Origin of the sequence: Nocardioides malaquae (assembly GCF_015070385.1) — a bacterium.
Classification (GTDB): domain Bacteria; phylum Actinomycetota; class Actinomycetes; order Propionibacteriales; family Nocardioidaceae; genus Nocardioides; species Nocardioides malaquae.
Genome location: NZ_JADCSA010000008.1, coordinates 1 through 19302, shown reverse-complemented (window position 1 = coordinate 19302; position 19302 = coordinate 1). Strand labels below are relative to the sequence as shown.

Genomic DNA, 19302 nt, shown 5'->3' with positions numbered 1-19302 from the left:
GGCGGGGCAGCGCCAGGGGTGACCCGGGGGTCACTCCTCATGGTCGCGGAGCCGCAGCTCCTGACACGATGGAGCCACCATGGAGAGTCCGACCGAAGCCGCGCCCTTCCGCCGCGCGACCCGCAACTCCACCGACCCGTTGGTCGGTGGGGTGGCGTCCGGGTTGGCCACCCACCTGGGCGTACCGGTCCTGTGGGTGCGACTGGGCTTCGTGCTGACCACCGCGATCAGCGGGTTGGGCATTGCGCTCTACGCCGCCTGGTGGTTCTTCCTGCCCACCGACGCCCGTTTCGAGGAGGCGGCGCCGGGGTTGGAGAGCGCCTCCCGCGGTGGGCGGCGCCCGCGCGCGCAGCAGCGCTTCGCCGACGCCGGTCTGGCGCTCGCGCTCGGGGCGCTCGGGCTGGGTCTGGTCTTCGCGGTGGAGGCGATCCTGGGGCGAGGCGCGGTGGTGGTGCCGGTGCTGCTGGCCGGGGTCGGGGTGGCGCTCCTGTGGCGTCAGGCCGACGAGGCGCAGCGCGAACGCTGGCTCGACCCGACGGGTCGCGTCGACCCCTTCCGCGCGGTCTTCGGCGCGGGCGGCACCGCGGCGTACGTCCGTCTCGCCGCGGGGGTGGGCCTGCTGCTCGCCGCGGTCGCCGTCTTCGCCCTGACCAGCGGGAGCGTCGCGGTGGCCCGCGAGGTCTGGCTGGCGAGCCTGCTGGGCATCGCCGGCCTGGCCGTCGTGGTCGGTCCGTGGGTGCTGCGCCTGGTCAACGACCTCTCCGCGGAGCGGGCCGAACGCATCCGCACCCAGGAGCGCGCCGACCTGGCCGCCCACCTGCACGACTCGGTGCTGCAGACGCTCGCGCTGGTGCAGCGCAACGCGGGCGACCCGGAGCTGGTCGTACGTCTGGCGCGGGGGCAGGAGCGCGAGCTGCGGGCCTGGCTCTACACCGGGGAGGAGGCCGACGCCGACACCGTCGCCGGTGCCCTGCGGGCGGGCGCCGCCCGGGTCGAGGACGAGCACGGCGTGGTCGTCGACGTGGTCACCGTCGGTGACCGACCCATGGACGAGGCGCTGCGCCCCCTGGTGCACGCGGCACGTGAGGCGATGGTCAACTCCGCCAAGCACGCCGGCACCGGTCGCGTCGACGTCTACGTCGAGGCGAGCCCCGACGCGGTGGAGGCATTCGTGCGCGACCGCGGCGTGGGTTTCGACCCCGACGGGGTGGGCGACGACCGGTGGGGCGTGCGGCACAGCATCATCGACAGGATGGCCCGGCACGGGGGCACGGCGGTGGTCCGCTCCGCTCCCGGCGAGGGCACGGAGGTCCGGCTCCGGATGCCGGTCGAGGAGGATGGATGAACCAGCCGGTGAGGGTCGTCGTCGTCGACGACCACGCGATGTTCCGGGTCGGGGTGCGGGCCGAGCTCCAGTCCACGGCCGGTGGTCAGGTCGACGTGGTCGGTGAGGCCGCCGACGTCGACGAGGCGGTCGCCCAGGTCGCCGCCACCCGACCCGACGTGGTGCTGCTCGACGTGCACCTGCCCGGCGGGGGAGGGGTGGAGGTCATGCGCCGCGTCCACGCCACCACCCCGAGCGGTGCTCCGCGCTTCCTGGCCCTGAGCGTCAGCGACGCGGCGGAGGACGTGATCGGCACGATCCGTGGCGGCGCCCGCGGCTACGTCACCAAGACCATCACCGGCCCCGAGCTGGTCGCGGCGATCGCGCGGGTCGCCGAGGGCGACGCCGTCTTCTCGCCCCGGTTGGCGGGCTTCGTGCTCGACGCCTTCGCCGGCACGATCCAGGTCGCGCAGGTCGACGAGGACCTCGACCGGCTCACGGAGCGGGAGAGGGAGGTGATGCGGCTGATCGCCCGGGGCTACGCCTACAAGGAGGTCGCCAAGGAGCTCTTCATCTCCACCAAGACCGTGGAGACCCACATGTCGTCGGTGCTGCGCAAGCTCCAGCTCAGCTCACGCCACGAGCTGACGAAGTGGGCCTCGGACCGCCGCCTCCTCTGAGCCGGCTCGCCAACGCAACTGTCGGGTTGATGGGGCGACACGCCGGCGCCACACTCATCGGGCCGACAGTTGCGGGGAGGGTGCTCGGTCGCGGTTGCCGACGTGTTGTCGAGAACGGGTAGATTCGCCGGCATGAACACCGTGGGTCTCATCGTCCTCCTCCTCCACCTCGTCGGCATCGCCGCGCTGCTCGGTGGCCTCCTGGCCCAGGCGCGCGACCCCGAGAAGCGCATCACCGGCGTGATCCGCGACGGCGTCGGCACGGCCTTCGTGGCGGGCATCGTGCTGGTCGGTCTGCTCGAGGCCGGCGACGGCGACGTCAACCACATGAAGATCGGCGTGAAGTTCCTCGTCAACCTGGTGGTGCTCGTGCTGGTGATGGCCAACCTGCGCAAGCCGCGCATCCCCAACGGCCTCTACTTCGCGCTGCTGGGCCTGACCCTGCTCAACGTCGTGCTCGCGCTCTTCTGGAGTGGCGGCCACGCCTACTGATCGTCTGCGTCCACCCGAACTCTCCTGACGGCCGTCGCCCCTCCGGGCGGCGGCCGTCAGTCGTCGCCGCGCAGTGAGAACGACCGCAGTCGGTCACCGGAGAACCAGACCCCGCCCACGGTGACCAGCGCCAGTGCGGCCAGGGACCAGGTCATGCTGACGTCGGCGCGGTAGAGGTCGGGGTCGATCGCCGCGGCGACGCGCTGCCCCCACTGGCCCACGCTGAGCCACGAGACGCCCGAGAAGATGGACGAGAGCGTGCCCTCCCACAGCAGCACGAAGAGCAGCCCCGCGACCACGGCGTGCTTCCACACGGTGCTGAGCGCGAGGAAGAGCGCCGTGTACGCGGCCGCGGACAGCGCCGCGCCGGCCGCGCGGGCGAGCGTACGGTCCAGGTCGTCGGGGTCGACGGCCGCACCGACCAGCAGGAGCATCACGGGGCTCAGGACGAGCACCGCAGCGAGCGCGACCACGTACTTGCTGAACGCCACCGCGTGGCGACTGACCGGCTTGGCGAGCAGGTAGACCAAGGATCCGTCGTCCACCTCGGGGCCCATCACCGCGGTCGCGGCGACCAGGGCCAGCAGGGGAAGCACCAGGGAGAGCCCGACGCCGAAGAGCACGTCGGTGGCGTCGGAGGGGGCGGGTGCGACCTGGCGCACGACGAGGGTCAGTGCGAGGAGCGCCGCCGGGAAGAGCAGGAGCAGCACGAAACGCTTGCGCCCCAGCAGGGCGGCCAGCGCGAGGCGCACGATCGTGGGGTTCATCGGCTCACCAGGTAGGAGAAGACGCTCTCGAGGGACTCGTCACTGGGCGTGACCTCGAGCAACGTGATGTCGTGGTCCCGGGCCCACACGGGCAGCGCGTGCACGAAGGTGCCGAGGTCGGAGACCTCGACGTCGAGTCCGCGCCCGGTGGAGAACCGGACCGCCCGCACCGACGGGTCGGCCACCATCGCGGTGGCCAGCGCACGGTCGTCGGAGGTGCGCAGGAAGTACTGGACCGGGCGGTCGGTCATCAACCGGCGGATCGCGCTGAAGTCACCCGAGGCGGCGTGCCGTCCGGCGACCACCACCTCGATGTGGCGGGCCAGCCGCTCGACCTCCTCCAGGATGTGGGAGGAGAAGAGGATGGTGCGCCCGTCCTCACCCATCTCGCGCAGCAGGTCCATCAACTGCAGGCGCTGACGCGGGTCGACGCCGTTGAAGGGTTCGTCGAGCAGCAGCACGGGCGGCTCGTGCACCAGCGCCGCCGCGATCTTGACCCGCTGGCGCATGCCCTTGGAGTAGGTGCCGATGCGGCGGTCGGCCGGCTCCACCATGTCGACGCGCGCCAACGCCTGCTCGGTCGCGGCGCCCGGGTCGTCGAGGCCCTGGAGCTCGGCGTTGGCCCGCACGAACCGTCGTCCCGTCAGGTAGCCGAAGCTGATCTCCCGCTCCGGGACCAGGCCCAGGCTGCGGTAGGAGTCGGTGTGGCGCCAGACCGGTTGGCCGTCGAGCAGCACCTGGCCGCTGGAGGGCGCCAGGAAGCCGGACATCATCGCCATCAGGGTCGTCTTGCCGGCCCCGTTCGGTCCGAGCAGGCCGGTGACCCCCGGGGTGATGCGCATCGTGACGTCGTTGACGGCGACCACGTTGTTGAACCACCGGGAGACCCGGTCGAGCACGATCTCGGCCATCAGCGACCCGCCTTCCTGAAGCGCTGCACCAGGCCGGCGGCGCAGGCGGCCACCACCAGCAGAGCCACCGCGACGTAGAGAGCGACCATGGCGGCGCCTTCGGGCGGGGTGGCCGACTCCACGCCTGCGTCGAGCACGTCGGTCACCCCGTTGACGATGGCCCACGGGGAGAGGAGCCCCGCCAGCTGCCCGATGGTGTCGCTCGCCGACGTCTCGGCGGTGACGAACTGGATCGAGGTCACGACCGTGTGCAGCACCACCAGCACCAGCACCGAGGAGACCACGGCGAAGCCGCGTCGCAGGGCGATGCTGGCGACGAGGCCGGTGATGCTGCCGAGCAGGGTGGCGATGAGCAGGTCGACCGGCAGCGCCTCGAGCAGCGCGAGCGTCTCCTCGCCGACGTCGAGGCCGGCGAGCAGGCCCCCGGCGAAGAGGAGCAGCTGCGGCACGAGCACGAAGAGCAGGATCGCGGTGACCAGGGCGGCGAGCCGGGCCAGGGCGAAGGTCGCCGCGCCCAGGGGCCGCGCCAGGTAGAGCGCGATCGAGCGGCTGCGCAGGTCGCGGGAGAAGATCACCGGGGCCTGGGCCGCCGCGAAGATGCTCACCAGCACCTGCACCGCGTTGGTGTAGCCCAGCGGGCTCAGGAGGGGCTCGTCGGCGCCGACGAAGGCCAGCACGCCGACCATGACGACGGCCGGCAGCATCGCCAGGACGACGAGGATGACGGGCAGCACCTTGGAGCGGCCCGAGCGGCCCAGGCCGAACGCGTGGCGCAACGCCGTCACGTAGAGGGCGAGCGCGATCCTGCCGTCGCCCTCACGCGGGCCCTGGTAGGAGCGGTAGCCGATGTCGTGGATGACACCGCGCGGGGCGGTGTCGCTGCGGGGGTCAGCCACGGGGACCTCCGGCGGTGAAGACGTCCTCGAGGTGGCCGTGGTCCTCCTGGACGCGGACGAGGCCGAGGCCGAGGTCGGCCACGGTGTCGCGCACGACGCGGTGCGCGTCGAGGCTCTCGGGCGGCGGGTCGATGCGTACGCTCCGCCCCGCCGGCCGGCACGGGAGGCCTGCGGCGGCCAGGGCCTCACCCAGTCGGTCGCGCTCCGCCGCACCCCCGAGCACCTCGACCAGCAGGGCGCCGGTGGCGTCGAGGAACTGGCTGGTCGCCGAGGCGCGCAGCAGGTGGCCGCCGTCGAGCACGACGACGTGGTCGCTGACCTTCTCCAGCTCGCCGAGCAGGTGCGAGGTCACCAGCACCGGGATGTCGAAGTCGGTGCCGATGCGGCGCACGAGCGCCAACATGTCGTGGCGCGAGGCGGGGTCCAGGCCGTTGGTCGGCTCGTCCAGCATCACCAGCTGCGGGTCGTGCACCAGGGCCTGGGCGAGCTTGGCGCGCTGCTTCATGCCGGTGGAGTAGGTGCCCAGGAGGCGGTAGCGCTCCTCGGCGAGACCGACGATGCGAAGGATGTCGGCGGTCCGCTCCCGCGCGGGGGCGTGGGGCAGGCCCGACATGCGGGCCAGGTGCACGACGAAGTCGCTGGCGGAGACGTCCGGGGGCAGGCAGTCGTGCTCGGGCATGTAGCCGACGACCCGCCGGATCGCGTGGGACGCGGTGGCCACGTCGTGGCCCAGCACCGTGGCACTGCCCGCGGTGGGGGTCTGGAGTCCGAGGAGGATCTTGATCAGCGTCGACTTGCCTGCGCCGTTGGCGCCGACGAGGCCGGTCACGCCGGTGCCGATCTGCAGGGAGAGGTCCTCCAGGGCCACCACCCGGCCGAAGTCCATGCCCAGGCCCGTCGTGGTGATGACCGGTGTCGTGTCGTGCACCGGTTCACCGTAGCGGTCGCGGACGCCCGAGGTGTCGGCGCCGGGCCGTAGGCTGGCGCCATCATGAACAGCCCCTTCACCATCCCCGGTCTCGAGCACCTGCAGCCCTCCGGTGGGTCCGGTTCGGGCGAGGCGGCGGGCGGGCAGTCTCGGTCCTCCGCCGTCGAGGGTGGTGACGAAGCGCGCGTCGAGCGCGGTCCGCGTGCGGCTTCGCGTGAGCAGCTGCTCGAGGGTCTCAACGACCCGCAGCGCGCGGCCGTCGTCCACGAGGGGGCGCCGCTGCTGGTGGTGGCCGGGGCGGGGTCGGGCAAGACGCGGGTGCTGACCCGCCGCATCGCCTGGCTGGTCGCCGAGCGCGGGGCCCACCCCGGCTCGATCCTGGCGATCACCTTCACCAACAAGGCCGCGGCCGAGATGAAGGAGCGCGTCGAGGAGCTGGTCGGCAAGCGGGCCCGCCTGATGTGGGTCTCGACCTTCCACTCCGCCTGCGTGCGCATCCTGCGCAAGGAGGCCGACAAGCTGGGCTACAAGGCGAGCTTCTCGATCTACGACGCCGCCGACTCCAAGCGCCTCATGGGTCTCGTGCTCAAGGAGCTCGAGCTCGACCCGAAGAAGTACCAGCCCAACGCGGTGCTCAACTGGATCTCCGACCGCAAGAACGAGCTGGTCGATGTCGACGAGGCCGCCAAGCAGGCCTCCAACGCCTTCGAGGAGGCGTACGCCCGGGCGTACCGCACCTACCAGCGGCGGCTCTCCGAGGCCAACGCGATGGACTTCGACGACCTGATCATGGCCACTGTCCACCTCTTCATGGCCTTCCCCGACGTGCGCGAGACCTACCGGCGCCGCTTCCGTCACGTGCTCGTCGACGAGTACCAGGACACCAACCACGCGCAGTACGCGTTGATCCACCAGCTCTGTGCCCACGACCCGGAGGACGACGGCTCGGCGCAGCGCGTCGCTCCTGCGGAGCTGATGGTCGTGGGTGACGCCGACCAGTCGATCTATGCCTTCCGGGGCGCCAACATCCGCAACATCCTCGACTTCGAGAAGGACTTCGCCGACGCGACCTCGATCCTCCTGGAGCAGAACTACCGCTCGACGCAGACGATCCTGGCCACCGCCAACCAGGTCATCGGGCACAACAAGGGCCGCAAGCCCAAGCGGCTGTGGACCGATGCGGGCGACGGCGACAAGATCGTCGGTTGGGTCGCCGACGACGAGCACGCCGAGGCCCGGTTCGTCTCCGACGAGATCGACCGGCTCGTCGACGCCGGAGCCCGGCCCGGTGACGTGGCCGTCTTCTACCGCACCAACGCGCAGTCGCGGGTCTTCGAGGAGATCTTCATGCGCACCGGGCAGCCCTACAAGGTCGTCGGCGGCGTCCGGTTCTACGAGCGCAAGGAGGTCCGCGACGCGCTGGCCTACCTGCGGGTGCTGGTCAACCCGGCTGACGAGATCTCGCTGCGGCGCATCCTCAACACCCCCAAGCGTGGCATCGGCGACCGGGCCGAGGCCTGCGTCTCCGCCTACGCCGAGCGGGAACGGATCACCTTCTTCGAGGCGTTGACGAAGGCCCACCTGGCGCCGGGCATCGCGACGCGGTCGCTGAAGAACATCCAGGGCTTCGTCGACGTGATGACCGAGGTCGCCCAGATGGTCGAGGCCGACGAGCGTCCCGACGTCATCCTGGAGACGATCCTCGACCGTTCCGGCTACCTGGCCGAGCTGGAGGCCTCCGACGACCCGCAGGACGGCACCCGCGTGGAGAACCTAGCCGAGCTCGTCGCCGTGGCGCGGGAGTTCGCCGAAGACCCTCAGGCGGGCCCGTCGGCCGACCCGACCGACGTCGAGGCCGGCACCGTCTCCCCGGGGCTCGGTGACTTCCTGGAGCGGGTGGCCCTGGTGGCCGACAGCGACCAGATTCCCGACGCCGACGACACCGCGGGCGTGGTCACCCTGATGACGCTGCACACGGCGAAGGGGCTCGAGTTCCCCATCGTCTTCCTCACCGGGCTGGAGGACGGCGTCTTCCCCCACATGCGTGCCCTGGGCGACGCGAGCGAGCTGGAGGAGGAGCGTCGTCTCGCCTACGTCGGCATCACCCGCGCGCGGCAGAAGCTGTACGTCTCCCGCGCGGTCGTCCGCTCGGCCTGGGGTGCGCCGTCGCACAACCCGGCCTCCCGCTTCATCGACGAGTTCCCCGTCGACCTGGTGGACTGGAAGCGCACGGCGCAGATGGCCCCACGCCCCCGCACCGAGTACTCCCGCGGCGCGTCCGCGCCGATGGGAGCCCCCACCGCCGCCGGGCGTCGCAACTTCTCCTCCGCAGCGGCCCGGCTCGACGCGGTCTCGAAGGCCACCTCGGCGAGGGAGATCCCGTCGTTGGCCCCCGGCGACCGGGTGGTGCACGACTCGTTCGGGATGGGCACCGTGGTCGCGCTCGAGGGCGTGGCGGAGAAGTCGGTGGCCTCCGTCGACTTCGGGTCGGCGGGCGTCAAGCGCCTGCTGCTGCGTTACGCGCCCCTCGAGAAGCTCTGAGGCCACCGGATCGGTCCACGACACGGCTCGACGCCCTCACGACAACGCGGCCCGTTGGTGTCGCGAGGTGACACCAACGGGCCGCGTTGTGGAGTCGAGGCGAAGCCCCTTCGCGAGGCAGGCCCCTGACGGTCAGGGCTGGAGGCCGTGGGCCAGCAGCGTGCTGTAGGGGTCGACCGGGTCGCCGCCACCGGGGCGGATCTCCAGGTGGAGGTGCGGCCCGGTGGAGTTGCCGGTGCTGCCGACGGCGCCGATGACGTCGCCACCGGTGACCGTCTGGCCGACCGAGACGCCCACGGTGGACTGGTGGCAGTACCAGATCTCCGTGCCGTCCTCGAGGGTGAGCACGGTCATGTAGCCGTAGGACGGGTGGGTGGTGACCTCGGTGATGGTGCCGTTGGCGACCGCGACGAGCGGGGTGCCGGAGGGGGCGGCGAAGTCGAGCCCGGTGTGCACCGTGGACCACAGGTAGCTGGAGAGGCCGAAGGTGGCCGAGAGGCGGTAGCCGGAGACCGGCATGTGCCACTGGTTGGCCTCGATCTTCGCGGCCTCGCGGTTGGCCTGCGCGTGGAGCGTCTGCAGGGTCTTGGAGCGGGCGTTGGCCGCGGCCTCGGCGGCGGCCATGCGCTTGGCGTCGGACTGCTCGGCCTTCGCCTCGCGGCGCGAGTCACGGCTGACGACCTCGCCGCGGTCGGCGAGCACGGCCGAGGCGTCGGTCAACGCGTTGGCGGCGGCGACGTCGGGGGCAGCGACGGTGTCCTGCGCCAGGCCCGGCCCGACCACGGCTCCGGCGATGGAGACGGTCAGGGCGGCGGCACCCGCCACGACGGGCAGGGAGGGCAGGCCCCGGAAGAGGGGCCCGCGGGAGGCTGCGCGCCTGGCGGCGCGGCGCTTGCCGGCGGCGGGGCTGGTCGAGCGGTCGACCGAGGCTGCGGAGGGAAGTCGGGCAGGAACTGCGACATCGATGGTTTCAGCCGCGTAGGGGCTGGGCATGGTGGGTGTGGCGACAGGCTCGGAAACGTGAGAGACCCGGCTCGCCGGGGCAGGCGCCTTGCGGGCGCCGCCCTGGGGGGCGTTCCGGGTCTGGAGGGGCTTGCGGGCACGTTCCGCCGAGGCTGGCCGGCGTGAGCCGCGTTCAGCTCGATGGTTTCCCATGTAGGAGCACCTCTGAGATCGGGGGCGGGGCATGTCGCCGAGGGCAACCCGGGAGACTCTAGTTGAAGCCGCCACCTCGGGGTAATCCTCAGGTTTGACGATTGTGGAACAGCGGCGCCCGTGCTCGCAGGCAAACCGGCGAATCCCACACCCACCGGCCGTGGGTCGGCGCGCGTGGCGTGGTCGACCTCACGCACGCCCCACCTCGTGGCATTGCCGACGACGCGGCGTGACACCCGTCACACGCACGCCTCAGCGGTCGTCTCGAAATCGCGCTGCGCCCCGGGGTCGGTTTAGTGTGCGGAGGTTGGAACGCGCCTCCCTGAACGCCGTTCGGGGCAGCCCGCGCGCTCGCGAACCTAGAGAATTGGGTGGATTCGTGGACCTGATGGAGTACCAGGCGAAGGAGCTCTTCGCCAAGCACGGCGTCGCAACGACCCTCGGTGAGGTCGTCGAGACCGCCGAGGACGCCAAGGCCGCCGCAGAGAAGATCGGCGGCGTGACCGTCGTCAAGGCGCAGGTCAAGGCCGGTGGCCGCGGCAAGGCCGGCGGCGTCAAGATCGCCAAGACCGCGGACGAGGCGTACGAGTACGCCAAGGCCATCCTCGGCATGGAGATCAAGGGCCTCACGGTGAACCGTGTCCTGGTCACCCCGGCGACCCCGCCGGTGGAGGAGTACTACTTCTCCTTCCTGCTGGACCGTGCCAACCGTGGTCACCTCTGCATCGCGTCGGTCGAGGGTGGTGTGGAGATCGAGGAGGTCGCCAAGACCAACCCCGAGGCCGTGCGCCAGATCCGCATCGACGCCCTCGAGGGCGTCACCCCGGAGAAGGCCGCCGCGATCGTCGACGAGGCCAAGTTCCCGGCCGAGCTGCGCGACCAGGCCATCGAGATGGTCCAGAAGCTGTGGCAGGTCTACGTCGAGGAGGACGCCACCCTCGTCGAGGTCAACCCTCTGGCTCGCCTCGAGGGCGACAAGCTGGAGGCCCTCGACGGCAAGGTGTCGCTCGACGAGAACGCCTCCGAGGTGCGTCACCCGCACCACGCCGACTTCGAGATCCGCGAAGAGGCCGACCCGCTGGAGTCGAAGGCCAAGGACAAGGGCCTCAACTACGTCAAGCTCGACGGCCAGGTCGGCATCATCGGCAACGGCGCGGGCCTGGTCATGTCGACCCTCGACGTCGTCGCCTACGCCGGTGAGGCCCACGGTGGCGTCAAGCCCGCCAACTTCCTCGACATCGGTGGCGGCGCCAACGCCAAGGTGATGGCCGACGGCCTCGACGTGATCCTCCACGACCCCCAGGTCAAGAGCGTCTTCGTCAACGTCTTCGGTGGCATCACCGCGTGCGACGAGGTCGCCAACGGCATCGTCGGCGCGCTGGAGATCCTCGGTGACGAGGCCTCCAAGCCGCTGGTCGTGCGTCTCGACGGCAACAACGTCGAGGAGGGTCGTCGCATCCTCAACGACGCGAACCACCCGCTGGTGACGCTGGTCGACACGATGGACGGTGCGGCCGACAAGGCCGCCGAGCTGGCCAACTCCGCCAAGCAGAGCGCCTGAGACAAGGAGAACTTGAAATGACGATCTACCTGAACAAGGACTCCAAGATCATCGTCCAGGGCATCACCGGTGGCATGGGCTCCAAGCACACCGACCTGATGCTCCAGTCGGGCGCCAACATCGTCGGTGGTGTCAACGCCCGCAAGGCCGGCACCACGGTCGAGCTCAACGGTGAGACCCTCCCGGTCTTCGGCACCGTCGAGGAGGCCATGAAGGAGACCGGCGCCGACGTGTCCGTCGCCTTCGTGCCGCCGGCGTTCACCAAGGACGCCTGCATCGAGGCCATCGACGCCGAGATCCCGCTCCTGGTGGTCATCACCGAGGGCGTGCCGGTCCAGGACACCGCTGAGGTGTTCCAGTACCTGCAGGGCAAGAAGACCCGCATGATCGGCCCCAACTGCCCGGGCATCATCAGCCCCGGCGAGTCGCTGGCCGGCATCACCCCGCACACCATCGCGGGCAAGGGTCCGATCGGCCTGGTCTCGAAGTCGGGCACGCTGACCTACCAGATGATGTACGAGCTGCGTGACTTCGGCTTCACCACCGCCATCGGCATCGGCGGAGACCCGATCATCGGCACCACGCACATCGACGCCCTCGAGGCCTTCGAGAACGACCCGGAGACCAAGGCGATCGTGATGATCGGCGAGATCGGCGGCGACGCCGAGGAGCGGGCCGCGGCCTACATCAAGGAGCACGTGACCAAGCCGGTCGTCGGCTACGTCGCGGGCTTCACCGCCCCGGAGGGCAAGACCATGGGCCACGCCGGCGCCATCGTCTCGGGCTCCTCGGGCACCGCGCAGGCGAAGAAGGAGGCCCTCGAGGCCGCTGGCGTGAAGGTCGGCAAGACGCCGTCCGAGACCGCCGAGCTGATGCGCGAGATCATGCAGTCCCTCTGACGCACCTCGTCGAGCGACACCGCGAACGCCCCGGCCATCGGCCGGGGCGTTCGTCGTTGCCGAGGACGTTCGTGCCCCGCTGCGCGAGGCGCGTGGGGCGAGTCCCGTGGCGCGAGGCCGGGTGACTCAGTCAGAGGTCTGGGCGCCGAGCCGCAGCCGGGGCAGTCGCTCCTGCGCGCGTTCGGCGAGGGCGGTGAAGTCCTGGCGCGACATCTGCAGCCGTCCGGCCGGCACGAAGCCGACCTGGGAGACCGAGCGGCCGTGCCTGCTGATCACCATGAGGAACTGCAGGTTGCGGTCGTCGGGCAGGTCGATGTCGAGACCCCAGGCGGTGACCTCGGTGCGCTTGGAGCGCCGGTCGACCAGGCGCGTCACCTCGGTGCCCGGGTCGTCCTCGGCGCAGCGGGCGATCTTGGTGCGCACCCGCTCGACGAAGCGTCGGGCCTGCCGCGCGTTGCGGGTCATCCCCACGGTCTGGGTGAGGCCGAAGCTCGGGTTCCGCTTCGCGGCCTTCGGGAAGAGGAACGTGCGGGTGAGGTCGTGCTTGATGTTCTTCGCGGTGAAGGACGTGTTGTCGCACCGGGTGGCCGCGCGGTTCTCCACGGCCTTCTTCGGTGCGGTGCCGGCCCAGGGTTCCTTCGTGTCCATGGGGGGCAGGTCGAACTCGCTGAGCATGCCCGGCACGATGCCGGCGACGGGCACCTGCTTCGCCTTCGGTCGCGGTGGTGCGGCGCAGGAGTCGGCCCCCTGGGTGCCGCAGAGGGCGTTGACCGACGCCCCCAGCAGGGAGGCGGCCGGCACGGGCGACGGGCGCCAGCCTGGTGTGTCGGAGACGGTGGTGGTGGTGAGCTGTCCGGTGCGGGCGACGGCCACCTGGACGGTGCGGCGTGCGCCGCGCCAGGTGCGCAGCGTGACGACGCCGGCCTGGTCGCCCACCGATGGCAGGGCGTGCACGCCCATCAGCTGGGTGCGCGGGGCGCTGCACCCGGTGAACCAGCCCAGCGCCGTGCGGTAGGCCTCCTTGGCCTCGTCGGCGGTGCGGGAGAGCTCGACCATCTGCACGGCGGTCGCCGGGCCCGCCTTGCCGCGGCGTTTCGCCGGGGTGCCCTCGAAGGTGCGGACGTACGCCCCCAGGCCGTCGGGGTCGGCGAAGCTGGCGCGCTGGCAGGGGAGCACCAGGCCGTTGCCCGTGGTGTTGTCGTGGGTGTCGACGGTGCGCCACTGCAGGCCCCGGTCGACCCTTTCGACCTGACCGCTCTCCAGCAGCACCTCGGAGGCCAGCACCGGCACGGGCGGTGCGGTGTCCACCTTCACCGGGCGGCGGCTGAACCCCTGGTCGGAGAGGGCGGCGTCGTCGTCGCTGCCCTGCGCCACGAGGGTGCCGCTGGCGACCACGAGCGCCAGGGTCGCGAGCACGCCCCCGACCGCGTGCGTACGTCGTCGTGCGGTGCCGGCGCGACGCACGATGCTGGAGCGGGGCCACCGTCCGGTGGCGGCGGTTCGCAGCTCCTCCAGGCAGCCGCCCACGGCGTCGACCTCGCACCCCCGCGCCGAGGCGAACTCGGTCGTCGCGGAGGAGAGCAGGGTCTGGGCCGCGGTGGTCGTGACGCCGATCTCGCGGGCCGCCTCCGCGGGGGCGACGGGGGAGAGGTGGGTCAGCACCAGGGCCTTGCGCTGGTTGAGGGAGAGGCCGTTGAGCGCCTCGAGCGTGCGCGAGACGCCTTCGGCCAGGTGGCGCTCACGGTGCCAGGGTCGGGCCTGGTGGCGGTTGCGGGCGCGGCGCCACACGTGGGGGCGCAGCCAGCCCACCTTGTCCTGCACACGCTGCACGTTGTGCCAGTGGTGCCAGGCGACGGCGAAGGCGTCGCGCACCGCCGTCCGGGAGACCCCCAGGTCGCCGGTCAGGGCGTACGCCTCGACGAGGAGGCGGTCACGGACGTCCTTGTAGAGGGCGTCGAACTCGGCGGCGGGATCCATGGCGTCGACAACCGTACGACGCCCGGCCCAGAGGTCGCACCTCGACGCACCACGCGGCGTGCCTGTTCGGCGGCGTGCCTGTCCCCGAGGCCCGGGCTCAGCGGCGATGATGGCGGGGTCATGGCACCCACACTTCCTCCGTCCGCCGCAGAGGTCACCACCGTCCTGCGGGCCACCCCCTCGCGGGAGGAGTCGTTCCGGCCCAGGTCGGCGCTCACCTGGGGCGTGGTGCATGGCCTGTCGGCGGTCGCCGGACCTCTCCTGCTCGCCGCGGTGCTGGGGCTCGGTGCCTGGTACCTCAGCGACGCCGGCGCGCACGGCAGTGCCGGGGACGCGGTGCACCGCGGAGCCGTCGGGTGGCTGGTGGCCCACGGCTCCGGCTTCTCCGTCGACGGCGTCGCCGTGACGGTGGTTCCGCTGGCGGCCACGCTGCTCGTCGCCGGGTGGGTGTGGCGCAGCGCCCAGCGACTGGGGGAGCGCGTCTGGGCGCACGGCCCGGACGCCCACCGGTTGGGCGACGGCGAGCGGGACTGGACCGTGCCCGTCGCCCTCCTCGGTTTCGCCGCGGCCTACCTGACGACCACCGCGGTGGTCCTCAACCTCCTCAGCAGCCCGACGTTCGACCCGCGGGGCGCCCGCGTGCTCGGCGTCGCCCTCCTGCTCGTGGTGGGGCTCGCGGGCCCCGCGGTCGCGACCGGGTCGGGTCGCGCGGCCGCCTGGGCCTCCCAGCTGCCGCCGGTGCTGCGCCACGCGGTGAGCACGGCCCGGCGGATGCTGGTGTGGTGGCTGCTCACCTGCCTGCTGCTCGTCGTCGTGGCCCTCGGCCTGGGGCTGGGGCAGGCCATCGACACGGTGCAGACCCTGGACCTCTCGGCGGGGGAGACCCTGCAGCTGCTGGTGCTCAACGTGGCTTTCCTGCCCAACGCGACGCTGCTGGGCGGGGCCTTCCTCCTGGGGCCCGGTTTCGCCGTGGGCTCGGCGACCGCGGTGGCCCCCGCGCACGTGACCCTGGGCCCGCTGCCCCTGATGCCGCTCCTCGCCGCCCTCCCTGACCCCGGTGCCACGCCCGCCTGGTGGTCGGCGGCCCCGGCGGTGGCGATCGCGGTGGCCGCGTCGGCGGCGTGGCGCCACCAGAGCGAACGCCCCACCCTGCGGTGGGACGAAGGCGCCCTGCGCAGCTGCGGCGCCGGGTTGCTGGCGGCTTCCGGCTTCGCGCTGCTCAGCGCGGTCGCGGGTGGTGCGCTCGGCCCCGGCCGGTTGCGCGAGAGCGGCGTCGAGGTGACCCAGGTCGCCCTCCACGGCGTCGTCTGGTTCGCGCTGGGAGCGCTCGTCGGCGGCATGGCCATCACGTGGTGGCAGCGGCACACGTCGGTGCCCGTCGAGCCCGCCCCCTAGAATCCGGCGCGTGCCCACCGCAGACCACACCCCCGCGCGCCTCGTCGTCCTCGTGTCCGGATCGGGCACCAACCTCCAGGCGCTGCTCGACGCCTGCGACGACCCGGTCTACGGCGCCAAGGTGGTGGCGGTCGGCTCCGACCGGTTCGACGTGGAGGGGTTGGCCCGCGCGGAGCGGGCCGGCATCCCCACCTTCGTCAAGGAGGTCTCGCAGCACGACTCCCGCGACGCCTGGGACCTGGCCCTGCGCCGCGCGGTGGCCGGCTTCGAGCCCGACCTCGTGGTGCTGGCCGGATTCATGAAGCTGGTCAGCGAGGAGTTCCTGCAGACCTTCGAGCACCGGGTCGTCAACACCCACCCCGCGCTGTCCCCGGCCTTCCCGGGCACGAGCGGCCCGGCCGACGCCCTGGCCTACGGGGTGAAGGTGACCGGCTGCACGCTCTTCGTCGTCGACCCCGGTGTGGACACCGGCCAGATCATCGACCAGCGCGCGGTCGAGGTGCTCGACGACGACACCGTCGAGACCCTGCACGAGCGCATCAAGGTGGCCGAGCGCGCCATGCTCGTCGACTCCGTGGGGCGCATGGTGCGTGAGGGCTGGGCGGTCGAAGGCCGACGCGTACGCATCGGCTGACGTCCCCTAGAATCGTCAGCACACGACTGGCGCAGGTGGGCAACCACCGGGGAGTGGCCCGCAGGGGCGCCGACGAGCATCGACCGCCTGGGTGCTCTCTTCGACGTGACGACGACCCGAGGAGAAGCAGTGTCTTCCGCCACCCCCGCCCATGACCTCCCCGCCTCTGGCGGACATGACCACAGCGCCGACAAGCAGGTCCCGATCCGCCGGGCCCTGGTCTCGGTCTTCGACAAGACCGGTCTGGAGGAGCTCGTCCGCGGTCTGCACGACGCCGGCGTCGAGCTGGTCTCCACCGGCGGCTCCGCAGCCCTGATCGAGAAGCTCGGCCTGCCCGTCACGAAGGTGGAGGACCTCACCGGCTTCCCCGAGTGCCTCGACGGCCGGGTCAAGACGCTGCACCCCCGCGTGCACGCCGGCATCCTGGCCGACCGCCGCCTCCAGGACCACGTCGACCAGCTCGACGAGCTCGGCGTCGCCCCCTTCGACCTCGTGGTCGTCAACCTCTACCCCTTCACCCAGACCGTGGCCTCCGGCGCCACCCCCGACGAGTGCGTCGAGCAGATCGACATCGGTGGGCCCTCGATGGTGCGCGCTGCCGCCAAGAACCACCCGTCGGTCGCCGTCGTCACCGACGTCAAGGCGTACGACCGGGTGCTCGCCGCGGTGGCCGCCGGCGGCTTCACCTACGCCGAGCGCAAGCAGCTGGCCGCCCAGGCCTTCGTGCACACCGCCGCCTACGACGTCGCGGTGGCGAGCTGGATGGGCAACGTGCTCACCGACTCCTCGGTCGACGCAGCCGGCACCTCGACGGGCTTCCCCGCCTGGATCGGCGCCACGTGGAGCAAGCAGGACACGCTGCGCTACGGCGAGAACCCCCATCAGCGCGCGGCCATCTACTCCGACGGCTCGGGCACCGGGCTGGCGGCCGCCGAGCAGCTGCACGGCAAGGAGATGTCCTACAACAACTACGTCGACACCGACGCGGCCCGCCGCGCCGCAGGTGACTTCGAGGGTCCGGCGGTCGCCATCATCAAGCACGCCAACCCGTGTGGGGTGGCCACCGCCGACGACGTCGCGACCGCCCACCGCCTGGCCCACGCCTGCGACCCGGTCTCCGCCTTCGGCGGCGTCATCGCCTCCAACCGTCCGGTCACCGTCGAGATGGCCCGCCAGGTCGCCGACGTCTTCACCGAGGTCATCGTGGCGCCCGGCTACGAGGACGGCGCCGTGGAGATCCTCCAGGCGAAGAAGAACATCCGCATCCTCGTCTGCGGCACCGAGGACGCCAGCGGTGTCGAGACCCGCCCGGTCTCCGGCGGGCTGCTCGTCCAGGAGGCCGACCGCTTCCAGGCCGAGGGTGACGACCCGTCGACCTGGACGCTGGCGACCGGGGAGGCGGCCGACGAGGCCACCCTGCGTGACCTGGCCTTCGCCTGGAAGGCCGTGCGCGCCGCGAAGTCCAACGCGATCCTGCTCGCCAAGGACGGCGGCTCGGTCGGCATCGGCATGGGTCAGGTCAACCGGGTCGACTCCTGCAAGCTGGCCGTCGAGCGTGCCAACACCCTCGCCGAGGACGGTGCCGAGCGCGCCCGCGGCTCGGTGGCGGCCTCCGACGCCTTCTTCCCCTTCGAGGACGGCCCGCAGATCCTGATCGACGCCGGCGTGAAGGCGATCGTCCAGCCCGGCGGCTCGGTGCGCGACGAGCTGACCGTCGAGGCCTGCAAGGCCGCCGGCGTGACGATGTACTTCACCGGCACCCGCCACTTCTTCCACTGATCCGCGAGAGGACCCGACGCTGATGACTGCACGCACGCTCGACGGCACCGCCACCGCGGCCGCGATCAAGGAGGAGCTGCGCGGGCGCATCACCGCGCTCAAGGAGCAGGGCGTCACGCCCGGCCTCGGCACGATCCTGGTCGGTGACGACCCGGGGTCGCGGTGGTACGTCGGCGGCAAGCACAAGGACTGCGCCGAGGTCGGCATCGAGTCCATCCGGATCGACCTGCCCGAGACCGCCTCGCAGGAGGAGATCGAGGACGCCGTCCGCCAGCTCAACGAGGACCCGTCCTGCACCGGCTACATCGTGCAGCTCCCGCTGCCGCGCGGCCGTGACGAGAACCGGGTGCTCGGCCTGATCGACCCGGCCAAGGACGCCGACGGCCTGCACCCCACCAACCTCGGCTGGCTCGTGCTCGGCACGGAGGCTCCGTTGCCGTGCACCCCCTACGGCATCGTCGAGCTGCTGCGTCGCCACGACGTGGAGATCAACGGGGCCGAGGTGGTCGTGGTGGGTCGCGGCGTCACCGTCGGTCGTCCGCTGGGCCTGCTGCTGACCCGTCGTTCGGAGAACGCCACGGTCACGCTCTGCCACACCGGCACCGTCGACCTCGCCGCCCACGTGCGGCGTGCCGACATCGTGGTCGCCGCTGCGGGCGTACCGGGGATCATCACCGGTGACATGGTGAAGCCGGGTGCGGCGCTGCTCGACGTGGGCGTCTCGCGTGTCGACGGCAAGATCGCCGGAGACCTCGCCGACGACGTCTGGGACGTGGCCGGGTTCGTGTCGCCCAACCCCGGTGGGGTGGGGCCGATGACGCGTGCGATGCTGCTCGCCAACGTGGTCTCGATCGCGGAGGCGAAGCTGGCGCGCTCCTCGCGGGGCTGAACGAGGAGGACGCCGTGGCACACGAGGGGCACGACGTGCCTGCGCTCGATCCCGAGGAGTCGGCGCGACCGCGACGCTATCCCTCGACCACGGGTGGTGCTCTCTACCTCGCCATGCTGGTCGTGGTCGTGGCCGGGATCGTGCTGGTCGCACTGGTCTCGTGGCGCCTCGGCGTCCGGGTGGTCGCCGGCGCCCTGGTGGCGGGCGGGGTCCTGAGGCTGGCCCTGCCGGAGGCCGAGGCGGGCATGTTCGCCGTCCGAGGCCGGATCACGGACGCCTCCCTCTACCTCGCCACCGGCGCCGCGCTCATCGCGTTGGCCAGCAGCATCCCCGACCAGCCCGTCTGACCCTCCCCGGCCTTCCCTCACGCACCAACCGAAATGGTCGTGATCCTGCGGGCGGGTTCTAGGTAGTCACGCAACACCTCGAGGTTCGAGGAGTTGTTGTCGATGGCGTATTCGTTCGAGGTACGTG

At 71.7% G+C, this 19302-nt stretch carries 17 protein-coding genes and 1 riboswitch; of the genes, 11 read left to right on the top strand and 6 right to left on the bottom strand.

What is annotated here, in order from left to right:
- The first annotated feature begins 79 nt into the window (after positions 1–79).
- The 3 genes from IEQ44_RS09515 to IEQ44_RS09505 all read left to right on the top strand — a co-directional run bounded on the left by IEQ44_RS09515 (position 80) and on the right by IEQ44_RS09505 (position 2496).
- Positions 80–1345 carry an ATP-binding protein gene (locus tag IEQ44_RS09515; RefSeq protein ID WP_193638234.1) on the top strand — a complete coding sequence of 422 codons (1266 nt, stop codon included), beginning with the start codon at positions 80–82 and terminating at the stop codon, positions 1343–1345.
- Positions 1342–2004 carry a LuxR C-terminal-related transcriptional regulator gene (locus IEQ44_RS09510; protein ID WP_193638233.1) on the top strand — a complete coding sequence of 221 codons (663 nt, stop codon included), beginning with the start codon at positions 1342–1344 and terminating at the stop codon, positions 2002–2004. Before IEQ44_RS09515 ends, IEQ44_RS09510 begins: the two co-directional genes overlap by 4 nt.
- A 132-nt stretch (positions 2005–2136) precedes the next feature.
- On the top strand, positions 2137–2496 hold the full coding sequence (locus tag IEQ44_RS09505; protein WP_193638232.1) for a hypothetical protein: 360 nt from the start codon (positions 2137–2139) through the stop codon (positions 2494–2496).
- Positions 2497–2552: 56 nt separating this feature from the next.
- On the opposite strand, the gene IEQ44_RS09500 is transcribed toward IEQ44_RS09505, so the two are convergent.
- Genes IEQ44_RS09500 through IEQ44_RS09485 form a run of 4 tightly spaced genes read right to left on the bottom strand, consistent with a single transcriptional unit; the run spans position 2553 to position 6097 of the window.
- Positions 2553–3263: an ABC transporter permease subunit gene (locus IEQ44_RS09500; protein WP_193638231.1), complete on the bottom strand. Its 711-nt coding sequence runs from the start codon at positions 3261–3263 to the stop codon at positions 2553–2555.
- Positions 3260–4174 (bottom strand): ABC transporter ATP-binding protein, encoded by a 915-nt coding sequence (locus IEQ44_RS09495; protein ID WP_193638230.1) that lies wholly within the window; start codon positions 4172–4174, stop codon positions 3260–3262. Before IEQ44_RS09495 ends, IEQ44_RS09500 begins: the two co-directional genes overlap by 4 nt.
- The gene (locus IEQ44_RS09490) at positions 4174–5070 is read right to left on the bottom strand and encodes an ABC transporter permease (RefSeq protein ID WP_193638229.1); all 897 of its coding nucleotides are present in this window, start codon (positions 5068–5070) and stop codon (positions 4174–4176) included. The genes IEQ44_RS09495 and IEQ44_RS09490 overlap by 1 nt, the downstream gene beginning before the upstream one ends.
- Positions 5063–6097, bottom strand: a complete 1035-nt coding sequence (locus tag IEQ44_RS09485; protein ID WP_319804594.1) for an ABC transporter ATP-binding protein — start codon at positions 6095–6097, stop codon at positions 5063–5065. Before IEQ44_RS09485 ends, IEQ44_RS09490 begins: the two co-directional genes overlap by 8 nt.
- On the opposite strand from IEQ44_RS09485, the gene pcrA reads away from it, so the two are divergent.
- Positions 6062–8539: a DNA helicase PcrA gene (gene pcrA / locus IEQ44_RS09480; RefSeq protein WP_193638228.1), complete on the top strand. Its 2478-nt coding sequence runs from the start codon at positions 6062–6064 to the stop codon at positions 8537–8539. The two genes, IEQ44_RS09485 and pcrA, sit on opposite strands and share 36 nt — an antisense overlap.
- 132 nt (positions 8540–8671) lie before the next feature.
- Here pcrA and IEQ44_RS17690 read toward each other — a convergent pair whose 3' ends face one another.
- Complete coding sequence (locus tag IEQ44_RS17690) at positions 8672–9694, bottom strand: M23 family metallopeptidase (RefSeq protein ID WP_193638227.1); 1023 nt, start codon at positions 9692–9694, stop codon at positions 8672–8674.
- Positions 9695–10073: 379 nt separating this feature from the next.
- Between IEQ44_RS17690 and sucC the strand changes: the two genes are divergently transcribed.
- Together sucC and sucD are read left to right on the top strand one after the other, a co-directional pair.
- A complete protein-coding gene (sucC, locus tag IEQ44_RS09470) occupies positions 10074–11255 on the top strand; it encodes an ADP-forming succinate--CoA ligase subunit beta (protein WP_193638226.1) in 1182 nt (393 codons plus the stop codon).
- Positions 11256–11272: 17 nt separating this feature from the next.
- On the top strand, positions 11273–12154 hold the full coding sequence (gene sucD, locus IEQ44_RS09465) for a succinate--CoA ligase subunit alpha (RefSeq protein ID WP_193638225.1): 882 nt from the start codon (positions 11273–11275) through the stop codon (positions 12152–12154).
- Positions 12155–12280: 126 nt separating this feature from the next.
- Here sucD and IEQ44_RS09460 read toward each other — a convergent pair whose 3' ends face one another.
- Positions 12281–14131 carry a SigE family RNA polymerase sigma factor gene (locus IEQ44_RS09460; RefSeq protein WP_193638224.1) on the bottom strand — a complete coding sequence of 617 codons (1851 nt, stop codon included), beginning with the start codon at positions 14129–14131 and terminating at the stop codon, positions 12281–12283.
- Between the two features lie 120 nt (positions 14132–14251).
- Between IEQ44_RS09460 and IEQ44_RS16935 the strand changes: the two genes are divergently transcribed.
- From IEQ44_RS16935 to IEQ44_RS09440, 5 genes are all read left to right on the top strand, one after another.
- Positions 14252–15526, top strand: coding sequence for a cell division protein PerM (locus IEQ44_RS16935; protein WP_227487246.1), 1275 nt, complete (start codon positions 14252–14254; stop codon positions 15524–15526).
- A 10-nt stretch (positions 15527–15536) separates the two neighbouring features.
- On the top strand, positions 15537–16160 hold the full coding sequence (purN, locus tag IEQ44_RS09455; protein WP_319804593.1) for a phosphoribosylglycinamide formyltransferase: 624 nt from the start codon (positions 15537–15539) through the stop codon (positions 16158–16160).
- Positions 16161–16172: 12 nt separating this feature from the next.
- A riboswitch (ZMP/ZTP riboswitch) is annotated at positions 16173–16260 on the top strand.
- Positions 16261–16364: 104 nt separating this feature from the next.
- Entirely contained in the window at positions 16365–17939 is a 1575-nt protein-coding gene (purH, locus tag IEQ44_RS09450) for a bifunctional phosphoribosylaminoimidazolecarboxamide formyltransferase/IMP cyclohydrolase (RefSeq protein WP_319804610.1), read from the top strand.
- 22 nt (positions 17940–17961) lie between these two features.
- The gene (locus IEQ44_RS09445; protein ID WP_193638222.1) at positions 17962–18828 is read left to right on the top strand and encodes a bifunctional methylenetetrahydrofolate dehydrogenase/methenyltetrahydrofolate cyclohydrolase; all 867 of its coding nucleotides are present in this window, start codon (positions 17962–17964) and stop codon (positions 18826–18828) included.
- 14 nt (positions 18829–18842) lie between these two features.
- Positions 18843–19175, top strand: coding sequence for a DUF3017 domain-containing protein (locus tag IEQ44_RS09440; RefSeq protein ID WP_193638221.1), 333 nt, complete (start codon positions 18843–18845; stop codon positions 19173–19175).
- Positions 19176–19302: the final 127 nt, after the last annotated feature.

Excerpts from the sequence above, each read along its gene's own strand:
- IEQ44_RS09515 (WP_193638234.1), top strand. The coding sequence starts at position 80 with ATGGAGAGTCCGACCGAAGCCGCGCCCTTCCGCCGCGCGACCCGCAAC.
- IEQ44_RS09510 (WP_193638233.1), top strand. The coding sequence starts at position 1,342 with ATGAACCAGCCGGTGAGGGTCGTCGTCGTCGACGACCACGCGATGTTC.
- IEQ44_RS09505 (WP_193638232.1), top strand. The coding sequence starts at position 2,137 with ATGAACACCGTGGGTCTCATCGTCCTCCTCCTCCACCTCGTCGGCATC.
- IEQ44_RS09500 (WP_193638231.1), bottom strand. The coding sequence starts at position 3,263 with ATGAACCCCACGATCGTGCGCCTCGCGCTGGCCGCCCTGCTGGGGCGC.
- IEQ44_RS09495 (WP_193638230.1), bottom strand. The coding sequence starts at position 4,174 with ATGGCCGAGATCGTGCTCGACCGGGTCTCCCGGTGGTTCAACAACGTG.
- pcrA (WP_193638228.1), top strand. The coding sequence starts at position 6,062 with ATGAACAGCCCCTTCACCATCCCCGGTCTCGAGCACCTGCAGCCCTCC.
- IEQ44_RS17690 (WP_193638227.1), bottom strand. The coding sequence starts at position 9,694 with ATGGGAAACCATCGAGCTGAACGCGGCTCACGCCGGCCAGCCTCGGCG.
- sucD (WP_193638225.1), top strand. The coding sequence starts at position 11,273 with ATGACGATCTACCTGAACAAGGACTCCAAGATCATCGTCCAGGGCATC.
- IEQ44_RS09460 (WP_193638224.1), bottom strand. The coding sequence starts at position 14,131 with ATGGATCCCGCCGCCGAGTTCGACGCCCTCTACAAGGACGTCCGTGAC.
- IEQ44_RS16935 (WP_227487246.1), top strand. The coding sequence starts at position 14,252 with ATGGCACCCACACTTCCTCCGTCCGCCGCAGAGGTCACCACCGTCCTG.
- IEQ44_RS09445 (WP_193638222.1), top strand. The coding sequence starts at position 17,962 with ATGACTGCACGCACGCTCGACGGCACCGCCACCGCGGCCGCGATCAAG.